Consider the following 15812-nt stretch of genomic DNA (forward strand, 5'->3'; position numbering starts at 1 on the left):
CCCTGTCGGGCATGGCGTGCCCCCTATTCACGAGGACCGCCATGATCAAGATCCCCGGCCACCTGGCCATCCGCACCATCCAGGGACGCAACGGCGCCTTCAACGTCGGCCGACTCTCTACCTCAATCGGCGAATTCGTCATCAAGGACGCTGTGCTCGAGCAACACGTCGAGGGCAAGTACCGCGGCGAGTTCGTCATAACCGAGATCCGTGCATCCTCCTACAGCACCGGCGGCCGCCTGGTCATCGAGATTCGCGCGCGCCTGGACAGCATGGTGCTCGAGGACCTGGACACCCTGACTGCCTACGACAACGCGCAGATCGATGCGCAGTCACCAGATCCACTCGATGAAGAGCAACCTGTTGCGGCGCCCCCGCCAAAGGCTCGACCCCAACCCTCTCGTTCCGCCAGGCCCGCCAGCGCTCCGGTCGCGCCTGCAGACGACAACGCACCCTTCGGGATGCCGGCATCACCTGCCTCTACTCAGCTGACACCTGAGCCAGATGTCGATGATGCTGACCAGGAGCTCTTCGGTACGGTCTGGCCACTCGGCGAGACCGTGCGGCTGGACTCCACGGTCGACCGGCAACGCCTCCGGCAGCAATGCCAGCGTCTGGGCGAGCTGGGCTACACCATGGACTTCAAGTCACAGGCCTGGAACCGCGCGGCCTGACCTCACCCTCACAACCACACCCGGCTGGGACCTCTCCCAGCGGGAAGGCCTGGCCATCACCTCAAGGACCTTCCCTATGGGCTGGCTGTTTTCTCACCCCACGCGCGATGCGCTGATCGCCGAACTCACCGCCAATGGCGAGACCACCAACTGCACGCGCACGGTCCTCGATCATCACCTGGTCGATAACGTGCTGTGGCAGGTCGTGAAGCTAATCCCCAAGCGCGATGGCATCTTTCCCGGCGTCGCCGCCGGTGAGGCCTGCGTTTTGATCGGTTGCGACCTGTTGGACGTTCACGGTGGTCAATGGGGCCATAAGTCCCTGGACGAAAGCTCGGGCCCCTTCTACTGGAGTTGCCCGCTGCACTTTCTGCCCAGGGCCACCCATGGCATCAACCCCGAATGGCGCGAAGGCGTCCGGCGATACCACGCGGCGCGCTGAGCGCCTTCTCTCACCCACCTCGGGGCAACCGCCCCTGGGCGCGTTGCCTCCCTCAGGAGCTGACGATGCCCCTCTACCCTATCGATGAGTGCCCCGATCTGCTGGTGGACGCCTGCGTCTGCGATGAAGAGCGCCGGCTGATCTTTCTGTCGGCCTGGGGCCGTGACACCGCCGTCCAGGAGTTTCTGGCCAGGCTCACCCTGGGCCGCAGCGAAGGCGGCCTCGAGCAATTCCACCTGGTCCAGAGCGGCCACAGCCTGCCGGTCTTTCCGGACGCTGAGCGCCTGGAGAAATGCACGACCCGCCAGCTGCGCGGCACCCTGTTTGGCAGCCTGCTTCACGTCTGGCTATTCGACAGACGCTGCGCGGTACCTGATCGTGCCAATCACCTGGCCTACGCCCTGGTGCGCGACAACATCGACCCCCTGGCCAGCCTCTGGCCGCTGGTGATCGACACCTGCCCACTCCCGCTCCTGCCGCACTGGCAGGGACCGGTCATGGAGCTGCTCCTGCAGGAGCAGATGCTCGAGCGCCTACCTGGCGCCCTGGGCGACCTGGCCGGCTGGCGACTGCGACTCAAGCTCGACGAGCTGCAGTACCACCTTGGCAAGCGCATCCGCGCGGGTCAGCTCACCACCTCCTGATCGGGCCGCTTGCGGCCCTCACTCATTAACGTTTTTAACGTTCCTTAACTCTAACTAACGGGAGCTTTACCTATGGCCCTGATGTTTCCGCGCCTGGCGCGCAACTTCGCCAAGAACGGCTATTACCCCACCGATGAGGTCACCCTCGAACGTACCCTGCAGGCCCTGAGCCCTGCCTCCACCGGCACCATGCGGATCCTCGATCCGTGCGCCGGCGAAGGTGTGGCCCTGGCGGAAGCGGCTCATACCCTCGGGCGTGAGCGCGTCCAGGCCTGCGCGGTGGAGTACGACCGGGAGCGTGCCGAGCACGCCCGCGGCCTGCTTGATCGCGTCCTGCAGGGCGACCTGATGGACACCATCGTCACGCGGCAGGCCTTTGGGCTGCTCTGGCTCAACCCACCCTACGGCGACCTGGTCGCCGACCACAGCGGCGCCACCCAGTACCAGGGCAGCGGTCGCCGGCGACTGGAGAAGCTGTTCTATCAGCGCTCGCTACCGCTCCTGCAGTACGGCGGCACCTTGGTGCTGATCGTGCCGAGCTACGTCTTGGACGATGAGCTGTGTGGCTGGCTCTGCAACCACTTCACCAGCCTACGGATCCACGCGGCTGCGGATCCGACCTTCAAGCAGGTGGTGATCTTCGGTATCCGGATCCGCCGGCAGGACCTGGCAAGGCCCGCTGACGTCAAGGCAACCCGAGAGCGCTTCCGGGCGATCGGCAGCGGCGAGGCCTCGGCTGAACCGCTACCGGAGGTATGGCTCGATGAACCCTATGGTGTGCCGGCCGCCGTCACGGAGCTGGAGCACTTCTACCGCGTCACTCTGGAGCCTGAGCAGCTCGCCCTGGAGACAGGTCGACTGGGCGGACTCTGGAGCGACTTCACCCTGCACTTTGGCCAGGCTGGCCAAGTACCACGACCACCGGTCAAGGCGCTGTCGCAATGGCACCTGGCCCTGGCCCTCGCGGCCGGGGCGATCTCGGGCGTGGTCACCTCTCCCAATGGGCGCGTCCTGGTGCTCAAGGGCGACACCTACAAGGAGAAGGTCAGCCGCACTGAGTTCACTGAGGATGAGGACGGCAACGTCCTGGAGTCGCGGATCCTGACAGACCGTTTCGTGCCCGTGATCCGGGCCTGGGACATGACACCGGGGTCGCAGACGCTGGGACAGGTCCTGACCATTACCTCGGTGCCGGCAGCGGCCGAGCCACCACCACCTGCAGCACCTGAACCGCGCCGGCTACCGACTGGACCCTTTGACCCCGGTCGGATCGTCATGACGGCAGCGGTAAGCGACCTAGTGGAGCGCGGCGAGCTCAATCCCGTGACCTACCTGCGGCGTCACCTGCAGGCGGACTGGGGCGAGCTTGACCAAGAGGACAAGCACAGCAATGACCAGGCCCTGCGCCTGGGCAATCGCCTGTTTTCCAACTACGAGACCCCGATGTCCGATGAGCCCCGGCTCTGGATCATCACCGAAGCTGACCGCAGCGCGACAACGCTGCAGTTACCCTCGGACTACTAACCCTACCCGCCGCCGGCGGCCACGCTGTTACTCGACATCCTTTTACTTCCACCCCCTGGGTACGCCGATACCCTTCCGGGGTCGGCCGTGCCCGTTTCTCATCCCAGGAGATCCACATGACCGACCTCAACGCTGGCCAACCGGCCCTGCTCACCACCGTCAGCCTGACCGACTTCATCGCCGAGTTCGGCGAGGGTCTGCTCGACTCCCTCAACCGTTCCAACCCACCGGTCTATGCCGGCGCTGCACACCCCGGGCGCCAGGCCGTGATGGCGGGCCTCAAACGCACCCCCTTCCCGGCGCAAGCCGATGTCGTCCAGGCGATCGCCGCGCTGCTACTCGACCGCGGCGAACAGGCCGGCATCATCAACGCCGAGATGGGGACCGGAAAGACCATGATGGCCATCGCCGTGGCGGCTGTACTTCACGCCGAGGGCTATCGCCGCACCCTGGTCGTCTCGCCGCCCCACCTGGTCTACAAGTGGCGGCGGGAGATCCTCGAAACCGTCCCGGGCGCGCGCGTGTGGGTGCTCAACGGGCCGGACACCCTGGTGAAGCTGCTCAAGCTCCGCCAGGCCTTGGGCGAGCCCTACGATGGTCGTCAGGAGTTTTTCATCCTGGGCCGCGTGCGGATGCGGATGGGCTTCCACTGGCGGCTGGCGTGCGGTACGCGCCGCGCCGCCGGCGGAAGGCGACTGGCCTGCTGCACTGACTGTGGTCGCGTGCTCGAGGACGAAGAAGGCAACTACCTCACCCTGGAAGACTTCCAGCGCGAGGAGCGACGCCGGCAGTGCCCGAAGTGCAAGGCGCCCCTCTGGACGCTGATGCGCCCGGGCAAGGCCGCCGGCGGTGACAGGCGCAGCGTGATCCTTAAGTCGATGTGTCGCATACCGACCATTGGCCCCATCCGGGCAGAGAAGTTAGTGGCGGACTTCGGCGAAGAGTTTCTCGCCACGATGCTGGCTGACAACGTCCATGAGTTCATCAACCTAATGGACGCCAAAGGCAACTTCGTCTTCAGCGACCGACAGGCCAAGCGCATGGAGCGAGCGATGGCCAACCTGGAATTCGGCTTCGGCGAAGGCGGCTACCAGCCGACCGAGTTCATCAAGCGCTACCTCCCGGACGGCTACTTCGACCTGCTGGTGGTGGACGAGGGACACGAGTACAAGAACAGCGGTTCGGCCCAGGGCCAGGCCATGGGGGTACTGGCAGCGAAAGCGCGCAAGACGCTGCTGCTGACGGGCACGCTCATGGGCGGCTACGCCGACGACCTGTTCTACCTCCTGTTCCGGATCCTTTCCCGGCGCATGATCGAGGACGGCTACCGACCGAACGCGCGCGGCAGCATGGCCCCTGCGGCCATGTCGTTCATGCGCGACCATGGCGTGCTCAAGGACATCTACACCGAGCGAGATAGCCAATCGCACAAAACGGCCCGGGGTAAGAAGCTCTCGGTACGGACGGTGAAGGCCCCAGGCTTCGGCCCTAAAGGCATCCACCGCTTCGTACTGCCCTTTACCGTGTTCCTCAAGCTCAAGGACATCGGTGGCAATGTGCTGCCGGCGTACCAGGAGGAGTTTGTCGACATCCCGATGGAGGCGCACCAGGACGCGGCCTATCGGCAGCTGGCTGGCAAACTGACCGCGGAGCTCCGCCAGGCCCTGGCACGCCGAGACACCACGCTACTTGGAGTGGTGCTCAACGTGCTGCTGGCTTGGCCGGACTGCTGTTTCCGGGCGGAGGTGGTGAAACACCCTCGGACCCGGGACACATTGGCCAGGGTAGATGCGATCTTCGACGAAGACCAAGCGAGCCCCAAGGAGGAGGCGCTGATCGAGCTGTGCCGTCAGGAGAAGGCGTTAGGCCGCAAGGTGTTGGCCTACACCGTCTACAGCGGCACCCGGGACACGACTGGCCGGCTCAAGCGTTTGCTCGAGCAAGCCGGTCTGAAAGTGGCGGTACTGCGTGCTTCGGTGGACACGGCTCGGCGCGAGGATTGGATCCTCGACCAGGTCGACCGCGGCGTCGACGTCCTGGTCACCAACCCGGAGCTGGTGAAGACCGGTCTGGATCTGCTGGACTTCCCGACCATCGTCTTCCTACAGACGGGCTACAACGTCTACACCCTGCAGCAGGCAGCGCGCCGGTCGTGGCGGATCGGTCAGAAACAAGCGGTACGGGTGCTGTTCTTCGGCTATGCCGGCAGTTCGCAGATCACCTGCCTGCAGCTGATGGCCAAGAAGATCGCGGTGGCTCAGAGCACGTCGGGAGACGTTCCGGAGTCAGGGCTCGATGCGTTGAACCAGGATGGTGATTCGGTCGAGATGGCGTTGGCTAGGCAACTGGTCATCAGCTAACAATAAGCCCCCTTCCATGAGGGGGCTATTTTTTAATATGAAATATCAAAAAATCACTTAACAAAGCACAATTATCTAGGACTTTTTAACATATTAGGAGACATCGTCCACTGATCATAAACATATGTTAGATACACACTCATAGCCCACAGCAAACCAAAGATAATAACGCCTTCCGATAGCTCGTTTGGGGGCACCTTGCCTAACTCATTAAGTTTCCACCAAAGCAGCAAGCACGTAAGCGAAGCCGAGCTAAAAGTACCAGTTAGAAACCCAAAAATAAAAGTAGCAATTCTCCGCGACGCTGAGCGAGCATCCAGAACGATAACTGTAATTACCAGCAAGCCAAGCACAAACACAGCAAACAAAGCTAAAGAAACACGCCTGGTCGATGTCAACGCATTAATAGCTATTTTGGTCCAACCTTCCCCCAACTCTCCATCAGCACTCACCCCAAATTTTAATAACCAAAACAACACGAAGGCCACAACAGCCGACGCCATAAACCGTCTCAGCTCTTTCTTCCACGGAGGCATGATACTCCGACGACTCAATGCATTTCGAACACATACGCACCGCCCTTTAGAATCGTTTGGCCCCGTCATTCTGCACTCCCTGTTTCAAACGGAAATAGTTGTGAATACATCACGCAAAATCTTAATCTAGATAAAAATGGATTGCAGATTTGAGATCGTCACTTTTATGGACAAAAAGTGGCTTACGATCAAGACTCCCGGAATCGTTAGCAATATAAGCTTTCCACTCAACCCCAGACGCCTTAAACTTTTGAATCTTATCTAGATAAAATAATGCAGCAGGCAATCCGATGCCAGAGGAGTTTTTCATTGCAGACTGAATATTTTTCAGCAGCGCGCTTTCCCATGGTGAGTTTGCCAGCAGAGATTCCCTCCAGTGATTGACCATCAATAGCAGATGATTCTCATGCTTTTCATCCCTACTAATTTTCTCTGCCTTTTCGTAATATCGTTTACCGAGATCGCTCTCACCAAGGCGATAGCAAAGAAGGCCCATGTTTGCTATTGCGTGGGAGCGGCTTTCACCTTTAGCTATACTAAAAGATTTTATGTACTTGATCCAACCAACTATATCAGCTTCTTCAATGGCAGCGTCATGCACTCCTATACTAGCAACTTTTGCGTAAATTTGATTCAGGTGAAGCGTTTCATTTCCAGGACTGACTTTCAGCCCCTTATCGGTCATATCTAAAATTCTTGGATAGTCATCTAGTATCGCGGCAAAATAAGAAGCGAGCACAGCGGGCTTGCTGGAATACGGCTCAGACCTTTGCCAATCCATAGAATAGGATAGAGCGTCATTTATATCCATTTTTATATACGAAGCCCAGGTTTTAGCTTCATACGCATAGGTCAAAAGATCCACATCCACTGAGGCATCTGTTTTTATATCATGAGCCTGTTCAGCCCACTTAGCTTGTGCCAAGGAACTTCTGTTAGGTACAATAAGTGACTGCTTAAAATACGGGCGAGCTCTTTTGATAGCTCCGGACGAAAGTTCTTGGGTAGCCATGCTACTAGCCAGCTCAGACAAATGAGCCGGACCAATATCTCTCTTAAGAAGATCCTTTCCAGAATTAATGTACTTACTTGTCTTGCTCTGCACTTGAGCCAAAGATATTTCAGTAGCAATTAGCCAGGGATCCGCTTTCAGTGAGGGATTTCTTGTCAAAATATCTGACGATCTATCAGGCTGATCCAGATGCAAAAATAACCTAGCAGCAACTCTACTCAACCACCTATGCCGGGGAGCCAAGCCTATCGCGACCAGCATCGCCTTTTCTGCATGATCATGATGACCTTCCGCAATATGGAGTCTCGCTAAATCAGCCCAAGCAAGCGGATCTCTTGGTCTGATAGTCAATGCGCTACGAATAAGGGAAATTTGCTGTTGCGTATTTATCAGATCTGTCTGAAATTCATTTTTATAGCTCTCACCCTCAAGCGCTTGCTTTGCCATCAATACCAGGGAGCCAGGCATATTATCAGTGGAAATAATTTTCTGGGCCGCTATCAACTTCCCCTTTTGTTCACCCTCGATACTCGACACATTGAAGAGTTCTGCAGCCACTCCTGCTGTATCGGTCGCTTCCAACTCCTCCAATAGCAGCCGTGAAAGACTCCCCGGTGCAGGGCCATCGACCTGTTTTTTTACAGATTTATTTTCCGCTAAAGAGACAGCATCAGTGGATGAGTCCCAGATTGGCAAAACCTTTCTGTCAAGCTCTCTATTGCCGCCGCTCATATCTAAATCGCCTTCCGCCGGATTATAGCGTGCTTCTCTGCTTCGACCCGCAGCCTATCCAGCTCACTTATAAACCGATCAAGACCCAAGCTTGCCACGCTCTGCTTCCCGAGCACTCTTCTGCTACCGCGCATTTTATAATCAGGATTAGCCGACTGATCAATCAAACTCATAACTTTGTCACGCGCCCAGTCTGGGATAGCAGTTCTAATTTCGAGCATGCCTTCACTAAATGCCTTTTGCAAGAACGGCAAGGCCAATTCGTAGCTAGATCCGCTACCACCCCAAGCACTTGGAGCTTGCTCCTTGGGCACTTTTCGCGACAGTATTTCATTTACAGTTAAACCAAAAATCGTAAAGCATATAAGTGAGCCAAACTGATAAACGTCACATCGTTCACGCCTATCGAACCACTCAGTCAGAGTTATTCCATACAATTGCTCAGGGGGAGCGTACGATTGATCCCCCGCCACAACCCAACTGTCATAAACACCGTCTTTACCCTGAATACTTGCCCTTCCTAAATCACCAATTTTAGCTGCGTTCTTTTCAAACACCATAACATTTGATGGCTTAATATCTTGATGACTCACTTTTGCAGAGTGAAGCTGCTTGATTCCGAGCGCGACATCTTTTAAATAACAAAACTTGGAAGCAAAATCTTGAGGCTCGGCTCCTTGCAAATGCCCTCGGATGTCTCCGTGAGAAGCCAGCTCCATAATCATATAGTGAACGACATTTATTCTATCCCCAGGCTGCTGGGGAACCAAAACCTCACCATAATCGACTATCTTTACAACTTGCCTCATACGATTTTTCACGCACAAGACATTTAAACCTTGCTCATTCAGGAACGCGGTAGTTTCGCGCTGCAGGGTCTCCATCATTTTGTCCTCCCCGTACAGCACTATCACTCTATCCAGATCAAAAGCTTTCAGAAATGCTACCTCCGCACCACGAACAACGCGATACGAAACTGAAAAGGTCCCGCCGGTCCCTTCTCCGTCTTCAAACGTTTGACCGTAGGAGAGCAGCTCTTCGACACTCCATCCGTTCTTCAGCTGCATCCCCACCAATCTTGCAGCAGGCGTGGTTTTCGAAATCATTAAATACAAATCCTTTTAATGGGAAACAACCATGTTATCGGCCTCCGCAGCCAAACCTTTAAAAACCAAAAACCATATACAACTCCTAACACCATAAAAAGCTTTAAACCCACCTTCTTTTGACGGTTGAAACGCTGACACCTAGCTCCAAGGCTACTTGCCGTTGACTTTTGCCTTCGCACTTAAGCCGGGCGACTTCCGCCTCTGTAGTACAAGCAGGCCTACCTAAAATCTTGCCCTGTTTTTTTGCTCTAGCAAGGCCAGCCTGAGTTCTTTCAACTAATAAATCTCGTTCAAACTCCGCGACTGCGGAAATGACTTGCATAGTCATCTTGCCAGCCGCACTCGTAAGATCAACACCTCCTAATGCCAGGCAGTGAACTTTTATATTTCTGCCAGCAAGACTCTCTACTGTCGATCTAACATCAAGCGCATTTCGCCCGAGCCTATCAAGCTTTGTCACTATGAGCACATCGGTTGCCTCAAGACGTTCTAATAGCTTTAGGAACACTGGACGTTCACACGCAGATACAGAACCAGAGATGGTCTCTCTAAAAACTCGGTGCGGTGCCACTGAGAACCCCGCAGATATGACCTCATACTCCTGATTAGCAGATGTCTGATCAGCGGTACTCACTCTCGCATACAAAAAAGCTCGGCTCATGGTCACCGGGGCCTCAAAAAGGTGGGATCAGAAGGATAATGGGCTCAAAAAGCCTAAGCCTATATTTTGCTACTAGGCGATGGCAGCACTATAAGCCGACTCAAAAACGAACGTTTTTGATACCAGTGATTCGTTCGACTTACTAGAGCTGGTCGATCGCTGTGGTGATGCACTGGGGCGCGCGCAGGTAAAGATGGATCCTCGGCGCTACGTTGTGGAAATGACGTGGCTTTCTCTCTTACCTCCATGACCTACCGTTCGTCGGCGTCAAGCTTGCTGGGAACCCTTTCGCTGATTACTGTCTATCCATACAGTATCCTGAAAGGAGGTTTATCCCATGTCCATTTCGTGCCCCATCCCTCGTCCCTGCCACGGTTGTCCCGGTCGTTCTGTCGAGTATCAGAAGGTCATGGCTTCAGGGATCGAGCAGGTGGGCCGCTATGGACATGCTTGGTGATGAGCAGGATAGCTTCGAACAGCAGCAATCCCTTTTCCGCCCCACGGAGCTGATGTACTGCCGCAACCTCGTTGATCTGCTGACCGAAGAGCTCGACCAGGTGCGTCAGTGCCTGGGGCAAGCCCAGCGCGCCAATCGCATTTTGGTCGCTGAGCGGGATGTCCTTACAGCGGAAGTGCAGCGCCACCGACTGCGCTACGTTCAGTTCGTCCAGGAAGAGAACCAGCGCCACGTACCCCGGGGCGACCGGCTCATTCCGGACGACCGTGACGATCCCCTCTCGCGCGCGCAGCGTCATATCCTGCGCCTGGAGTCGATGAACTCCGTCCTGCACGCTGACCTCTTCAAGGTGCGTGCGCAGCTGCAAGTCCTGCTCACTGAACGCAGTAGCAACCCGTCGGCGCCGACGGAGGTGCAGCATGGATAACGCGGCCACCAATGTCGTTGCGCTCGACTCCCTGCTCGACAGTCGGCGCGTGTGGCGCGGGCAGAGTCCTCACGTCGACGCCAGCACCCAGCCTACCGGCCACTCGGCGCTCGATGCTCAACTGCCGCTCGGCGGGTGGCCTGATGCAGCGCTTACCGAAATCCTGAGCGCCCGACCGGGCCTGAGTGAGCTCACGCTCGTGTGGCCGACATTGGCACGCCTCACTGCCGCCGGCGAACGCGTCGTGCTGATCGCTCCCCCGTATCTGCTCTACCCGCACGCCTGGCTGCAGGCCGGCGTCGACCTTGGCCGGCTGAGCGTCATCCAGGTGCAGGGCAAAGACGTGCTGTGGGCGGCAGAGCAGTGCCTGCGCTCTGGTAGCTGTGGCGCGGTGCTCTGCTGGCCCAGCCGTGCGGACGATCGCGCGTTGCGCCGGCTGCAGGTGGCTGCAGAGACCGGGCAGACCCTCGCCTTTGCGTTCCGCCACCAGCGGGAAGCCGTCAATGCCTCACCTGCAGCCCTGCGCCTGGTGCTCGAGGGTTCGCCTCAGCAGCTGCGAGTGCTCAAGTGCCGCGGCGGCAACCCACCGGCAACGGCGCTTGCCCATCGGGTCTGGCATTGAGGGACGACTGCCATGAAATGGGCCTGCATCTTTTTCCCGCAGTTCGCGCTGGACGGTGTGCTGCGAAATTGTCCTGACCCGGACGAACCCCTGGTACTGCTCCACGGGCCGATACAGCGCCGGATCATTAAGGCGGCGAACCCGGCGGCGTTGGCGCTCGGCCTCCGGCCTGAGATGACCTACACCGCGGCTCAAGCGATCTGCCCGCAGTTTGCGACGGTGGAGCACGACGAGGGGGCGCTACGGCGCCAGCACGAGCTGCTGGCGGCGTGGGCGTACGGGTTCAGCTCCCAGGTGAGCTTGCACTTCGCCGACGCCCTGGTGCTCGAGGTGCAGTCGAGCCTGCCGCTCTTCGGGCCCTGGCCTCGATTCGAGGCACGCCTGCGCCAGGAACTCACGGCGCTGGGCTTTGGCCACCGGATCACCCTGGCGCCCAACCCGGTCGCCGCCCGGGTGTTGGCCAACGCCGGCGACAGCCTGGCGGTTCGGGACGACGCAGGCCTGGCCAGCGCTATGCGCACGCTGCCAGTAGCGCTGCTTGGCTTCGAGCCGGAGATCGTCCAGGCCTTGAGCCGCATGGGGCTTCGCCAACTCAGCCAGGTACTGGCGCTGCCGCGGGCGCAGCTCGCCCGGCGCTTTCCACTGAGTCTGCTCAATCACCTAGATCAGATGCTGGGCAGCAAGGTCCTGCCCCTGGAGTTTTTCCTGCCCCCGACCACCTTCAGGCTGCGGATCGAGCTTAACTTCGAAGTCGAGTCGACCCAGGCTCTGCTGTTTCCGCTGCGCCGCCTGACCTCGGACCTGGCCACCTACCTGGCCGGCCGGGACATGGGCGCCCAGCGCTTCACCCTGCGCCTGGAGCATAGGGAGGCGCCGACCACAGAGGTGGTGGTTGGCTTACTCGCCCCGGAGCGTGATCCCGCGCTGCTGTTCGAATTTGCCCGGGGCCGCCTGGAGCCCACCCAGGTGGTTGAGCCGGTACTCGCGATCGGCCTGGTTGCCGACGAGTTGCCCTCCTTCGTTCCTCAGCACCGCGGCCTCTTCGATGATCGTCCGCAACAGACGGTGAGCTGGGAGCAGCTGCGCGAGCGGCTGCGTTCACGCTTAGGCGACGATGCGGTCTATGCGGTAGGCGCCCAAGGCGATCACCGGCCGGAGCGGGCCTGGCGGCGAGATACGCCTTCGTTGACGCTCCAAGCATTGGGACCGAATCGGCGGCCTGGCTGGCTGCTGCCGGCGCCGGAACCCCTGGATGTCGATCAGTCACGGGTCCTGAGCGGGCCTGAGCGTATCGAGAGCGGGTGGTGGGACGGTGAGGATGCCCGTCGGGACTATTACGTGCTCGAGCTCCCCGACGGGCGCACGGCCTGGGCCTTCCAGGCGCCGGCCGAAGGCCCGGGGTGGTGGGTGCAGGGGTGGTTCGCGTGACACCCGGCTATGCGGAGCTGCACTGCCTGTCGAGCTTCAGCTTCCAGCGCGGTGCCTCAAGCGTCGATCAGCTGTTCGAGCGGGCCAAGGCCATGGGCTATGAGGCGCTGGCCATCACTGACGAGTGCACACTCGCCGGCATCGTGCGGGCCTGGCAGGCATCGGAGAAGCACGAAGTCCGGCTGATCGTCGGCGCGGAGTTTCAGGTCGCCCAGGGCCCCAAGCTCGTGCTGCTGGTGGAAGACCTGCAGGGCTACCAGCAGCTGTGCCGACTGATCACCCTCGCGCGCCGGCGCGCGGACAAGGGCAGCTACCGGCTGCTGCGCGAGGATCTCGAACAAATCGCTGGCCTCGTCGCGCTCTGGTTACCGGAGCGGGATGCGGAAGCGGAGTCCGTGCGCTGGTTGTTGCAGGTGTTCCCCGGCCGGCTGTGGATTGCCGCCGAGCTCCACTTCGATCAGGACGACCAGGTACGGCTGCAGCAGCTGCAGGGGCTGGGTGCGGCCTTGGGCGTAGGGCTGGTGGCTACCGGTGACGTGCACATGCACTGCCGCGGGCGCCGGGCCCTGCAGGACACCATCACCGCCATCCGCCATCACGTCCCGGTCGCTGAAGCCGGCCAGCTGCTCTTCCCGAATGGCGAGCGCCATCTGCGCACCCGTGATGCTTTGGCGAGGTGCTATCCGCCCGGGCTGCTGGAGGAGACCCTGCGCATTGCAGAGCGCTGCACCTTCAGCCTGGCGGAGCTCCGTTACCAATACCCCAGTGAGGTGGTACCAGAGTGCCACACGGCCACCAGCTGGCTGCGGGTTCTCACCGAGGAGGGTTGCGCCTGGCGCTGGCCCGAAGGCCTGTCTGATCGGCTGCGCGCCCAGATCGAAAAGGAGCTTCAGCTGATCGCCGATAAGGCGTATGAGAGTTACTTCCTGACGGTGCATGACATCGTCCGCTTCGCACGGCAGCAGGGGATTCTCTGCCAAGGGCGCGGGTCAGCCGCGAACTCTGCCGTCTGTTTCGCCCTGGGTATCACCGAGCTGGATCCGACCCGGATCAACCTGCTGTTCGAACGCTTCATCAGCCACGAGCGGGACGAGCCGCCGGACATCGACGTCGACTTCGAGCATGATCGCCGGGAAGAGGTCATCCAGTACATCTTCCGCCGCTACGGCCGGCAGCGCGCCGCGCTCACCGCGGTAGTATCCACCTATCACGCTGCAGGCGCCGTGCGGGACGTGGCCAAGGCCCTGGGCCTGCCTCCCGATCAGATCACCGCGCTGGCGGACTGCTGCGGCCGCTGGACGGGCAACCTGCCGCCAGCGGAGAGACTGCGCGAATCGGGCTTTGACCCTGATAGCCCCCTGCTCCACCGGATCCTGGTGCTCACCGGCGAGCTAATCGGTTTCCCGCGGCACCTGTCCCAGCATCCGGGCGGTTTCGTCATCGCCGATCAGACGTTGGATACCTTGGTACCGGTCGAGAACGCCGCCATGGAAGGACGTACCGTCATCCAGTGGGACAAAGACGATCTCGATGCGATGGGCCTGCTCAAGGTCGACATCCTCGCCCTGGGCATGCTCAGCGCCCTGCGCCGGTGCTTCGACCTGGTCAGAGGCTATCGGGGTGAAAAACTGACCCTGGCCACCGTCCCCCAAGAGGACAAGCCGACCTACGCCATGATCAGCCGGGCGGATACCCTTGGCGTGTTCCAGATCGAGTCACGTGCCCAGATGGCGATGCTGCCGCGCCTCAAGCCGCAGACCTTTTACGACCTGGTGATCGAGGTTGCCATCGTCCGACCCGGCCCCATCCAGGGAGGGATGGTCCACCCGTACCTGCGCCGGCGGACCGGTCAGGAAGAGATCAGCTACCCGCCGGAGCTGGAGCGCGTCTTCGGCCGAACCCTGGGCGTGCCGCTGTTCCAAGAGCAGGTGATGGAGCTCGCCATCCTCGCGGCGGATTACACCCCAGGCGAGGCCGATCAGCTGCGCCGCAGCATGGCGGCCTGGAAGCGGCATGGGGGTCTTGAGCCGCACCGGGAGCGGCTCACCTCACGCATGCTCGCCAACGGCTACACGGCCGAGTACGCCGCGGACATCTTTCGGCAGATCGAGGGGTTCGGTAGCTACGGATTTCCAGAGTCTCACGCTGCCAGCTTCGCCCTACTCACCTACGCGAGCTGCTGGCTCAAATGCCATGAGCCTGCCGCGTTCGCCGCCGCGCTGATCAACTCCTACCCCATGGGCTTCTACAGCCCCGACCAGATCCTGCAGGACGCCCGGCGGCACCGGTTGCAAACGCTGCCGGTAGACGTGACCTGCAGCGACTGGGATTGCAGCCTCGAGGCTGTAGCGGATAGCCCGCAGCCGGCGATCCGGATGGGCATGCGGATGGTGCGCGGGCTGGCCGAGAAAGCCGGGCGCGCGGTTGAGCAGGCCCGCCGGCATCGGCCATTCCGCGACGTCACCGACCTGTGCCTGCGCGCAGGCCTCGCTGCCAAGGCCCGGGAGTGCCTGGCGGATGCAGGTGCACTGAAGGGCTTGGCCGGGCACCGGTTCCAAGCACGCTGGGCGATGGCCGCAATCGAGCCGCAGCTGCCCCTATTCGCCGAGGGCGCTGTCGTTGAGGAGGAGATCCAAGAGCTGGTTGCGCCAACTGTGGGTGAGAACCTCTATTCCGACTATGCCTCCCTAGGTACCACCCTGGGCCCACACCCGCTCACTCTGCTACGGCCGGAGCTGTCGGCACGGCGGCTGATGAGCTCGAAGGAATTGAAGGAGCGGCGTCATGGCCAACCGGCCCGGGTCGCTGGTCTGGTGGTTGGCCGGCAGCGACCAGGTACCGCAAGCGGCGTGACCTTCGTGACGCTGGAGGATGAGTACGGGATGGTGAACGTGGTGGTGTGGCGAACCCTGGCGGAGCGCCAACGGCGGGAGCTGGTAGCCTCTCAGTTGATGCGCGTGGACGGCACCCTTGAGACACGCGATGGTGTGCTGCATGTGGTGGCAGGTCGGCTGGAGGATATAAGCGAGCTGCTACAGGGGCTGGATACGCGCAGTCGTGATTTTCACTAGACCAAGCTCGCTATCTCTTAGCGCATAACATCAACGAGATTCCACGACCTATAGGCAGCAGCAAAGGATTGCTTAGAGACGTCGACAAGCTATTGCAGCCACGTGACGTGCAA

13 protein-coding genes are annotated in these 15812 nt (G+C 60.1%); 9 read left to right on the top strand and 4 right to left on the bottom strand.

Translation table 11 applies throughout. The features are described from left to right. The first annotated feature begins 41 nt into the window (after positions 1–41). The 5 genes from QKY98_RS11160 to QKY98_RS11180 all read left to right on the top strand — a co-directional run bounded on the left by QKY98_RS11160 (position 42) and on the right by QKY98_RS11180 (position 5644). On the top strand, positions 42–674 hold the full coding sequence (locus tag QKY98_RS11160) for a DUF3275 family protein (RefSeq protein ID WP_284670894.1): 633 nt from the start codon (positions 42–44) through the stop codon (positions 672–674). A gap of 76 nt (positions 675–750) precedes the next feature. Next, the gene (locus QKY98_RS11165) at positions 751–1116 is read left to right on the top strand and encodes a hypothetical protein (RefSeq protein ID WP_284670895.1); all 366 of its coding nucleotides are present in this window, start codon (positions 751–753) and stop codon (positions 1114–1116) included. 65 nt (positions 1117–1181) lie between these two features. Then, on the top strand, positions 1182–1760 hold the full coding sequence (locus tag QKY98_RS11170; protein ID WP_284670896.1) for a hypothetical protein: 579 nt from the start codon (positions 1182–1184) through the stop codon (positions 1758–1760). 72 nt (positions 1761–1832) lie between these two features. After that, the gene (locus QKY98_RS11175) at positions 1833–3284 is read left to right on the top strand and encodes a DUF6094 domain-containing protein (protein WP_284670897.1); all 1452 of its coding nucleotides are present in this window, start codon (positions 1833–1835) and stop codon (positions 3282–3284) included. Positions 3285–3400: 116 nt separating this feature from the next. Beyond that, on the top strand, positions 3401–5644 hold the full coding sequence (locus QKY98_RS11180; RefSeq protein WP_284670898.1) for an SNF2-related protein: 2244 nt from the start codon (positions 3401–3403) through the stop codon (positions 5642–5644). Positions 5645–5715: 71 nt separating this feature from the next. On the opposite strand, the gene QKY98_RS11185 is transcribed toward QKY98_RS11180, so the two are convergent. The 4 genes from QKY98_RS11185 to QKY98_RS11200 form a co-directional block, all read right to left on the bottom strand. Continuing rightward, a complete protein-coding gene (locus tag QKY98_RS11185) occupies positions 5716–6180 on the bottom strand; it encodes a hypothetical protein (RefSeq protein ID WP_284670899.1) in 465 nt (154 codons plus the stop codon). 121 nt (positions 6181–6301) lie between these two features. Next, the gene (locus QKY98_RS11190) at positions 6302–7924 is read right to left on the bottom strand and encodes a tetratricopeptide repeat protein (protein ID WP_284670900.1); all 1623 of its coding nucleotides are present in this window, start codon (positions 7922–7924) and stop codon (positions 6302–6304) included. Between the two features lie 2 nt (positions 7925–7926). Further along, positions 7927–9030 carry a protein kinase domain-containing protein gene (locus QKY98_RS11195; protein ID WP_284670901.1) on the bottom strand — a complete coding sequence of 368 codons (1104 nt, stop codon included), beginning with the start codon at positions 9028–9030 and terminating at the stop codon, positions 7927–7929. Between the two features lie 103 nt (positions 9031–9133). Continuing rightward, positions 9134–9694 carry a recombinase family protein gene (locus tag QKY98_RS11200; protein WP_284670902.1) on the bottom strand — a complete coding sequence of 187 codons (561 nt, stop codon included), beginning with the start codon at positions 9692–9694 and terminating at the stop codon, positions 9134–9136. Between the two features lie 440 nt (positions 9695–10134). Here QKY98_RS11200 and QKY98_RS11205 point away from each other — a divergent pair, with 440 nt between their 5' ends. The 4 genes from QKY98_RS11205 to QKY98_RS11220 are packed head-to-tail and all read left to right on the top strand — an operon-like array spanning position 10135 to position 15699. Next, complete coding sequence (locus QKY98_RS11205) at positions 10135–10578, top strand: hypothetical protein (RefSeq protein ID WP_284670903.1); 444 nt, start codon at positions 10135–10137, stop codon at positions 10576–10578. After that, a complete protein-coding gene (imuA, locus tag QKY98_RS11210) occupies positions 10571–11200 on the top strand; it encodes a translesion DNA synthesis-associated protein ImuA (RefSeq protein ID WP_284670904.1) in 630 nt (209 codons plus the stop codon). Before QKY98_RS11205 ends, imuA begins: the two co-directional genes overlap by 8 nt. A 12-nt stretch (positions 11201–11212) precedes the next feature. Continuing rightward, positions 11213–12628: a Y-family DNA polymerase gene (locus QKY98_RS11215; RefSeq protein WP_284670905.1), complete on the top strand. Its 1416-nt coding sequence runs from the start codon at positions 11213–11215 to the stop codon at positions 12626–12628. Next, complete coding sequence (locus tag QKY98_RS11220) at positions 12604–15699, top strand: error-prone DNA polymerase (protein WP_284670906.1); 3096 nt, start codon at positions 12604–12606, stop codon at positions 15697–15699. The genes QKY98_RS11215 and QKY98_RS11220 overlap by 25 nt, the downstream gene beginning before the upstream one ends. Positions 15700–15812 lie beyond the last annotated feature (113 nt).

The organism is Pseudomonas sp. HR1, assembly GCF_030175875.1.
Taxonomy (GTDB): domain Bacteria; phylum Pseudomonadota; class Gammaproteobacteria; order Pseudomonadales; family Pseudomonadaceae; genus Chryseomonas; species Chryseomonas oryzihabitans.

Excerpts from the sequence above, each read along its gene's own strand:
- imuA (WP_284670904.1), top strand. The coding sequence starts at position 10,571 with ATGGATAACGCGGCCACCAATGTCGTTGCGCTCGACTCCCTGCTCGAC.
- QKY98_RS11185 (WP_284670899.1), bottom strand. The coding sequence starts at position 6,180 with ATGCCTCCGTGGAAGAAAGAGCTGAGACGGTTTATGGCGTCGGCTGTT.
- QKY98_RS11215 (WP_284670905.1), top strand. The coding sequence starts at position 11,213 with ATGAAATGGGCCTGCATCTTTTTCCCGCAGTTCGCGCTGGACGGTGTG.
- QKY98_RS11170 (WP_284670896.1), top strand. The coding sequence starts at position 1,182 with ATGCCCCTCTACCCTATCGATGAGTGCCCCGATCTGCTGGTGGACGCC.
- QKY98_RS11175 (WP_284670897.1), top strand. The coding sequence starts at position 1,833 with ATGGCCCTGATGTTTCCGCGCCTGGCGCGCAACTTCGCCAAGAACGGC.
- QKY98_RS11205 (WP_284670903.1), top strand. The coding sequence starts at position 10,135 with ATGGACATGCTTGGTGATGAGCAGGATAGCTTCGAACAGCAGCAATCC.
- QKY98_RS11200 (WP_284670902.1), bottom strand. The coding sequence starts at position 9,694 with ATGAGCCGAGCTTTTTTGTATGCGAGAGTGAGTACCGCTGATCAGACA.
- QKY98_RS11165 (WP_284670895.1), top strand. The coding sequence starts at position 751 with ATGGGCTGGCTGTTTTCTCACCCCACGCGCGATGCGCTGATCGCCGAA.
- QKY98_RS11195 (WP_284670901.1), bottom strand. The coding sequence starts at position 9,030 with ATGATTTCGAAAACCACGCCTGCTGCAAGATTGGTGGGGATGCAGCTG.
- QKY98_RS11180 (WP_284670898.1), top strand. The coding sequence starts at position 3,401 with ATGACCGACCTCAACGCTGGCCAACCGGCCCTGCTCACCACCGTCAGC.
- QKY98_RS11190 (WP_284670900.1), bottom strand. The coding sequence starts at position 7,924 with ATGAGCGGCGGCAATAGAGAGCTTGACAGAAAGGTTTTGCCAATCTGG.
- QKY98_RS11160 (WP_284670894.1), top strand. The coding sequence starts at position 42 with ATGATCAAGATCCCCGGCCACCTGGCCATCCGCACCATCCAGGGACGC.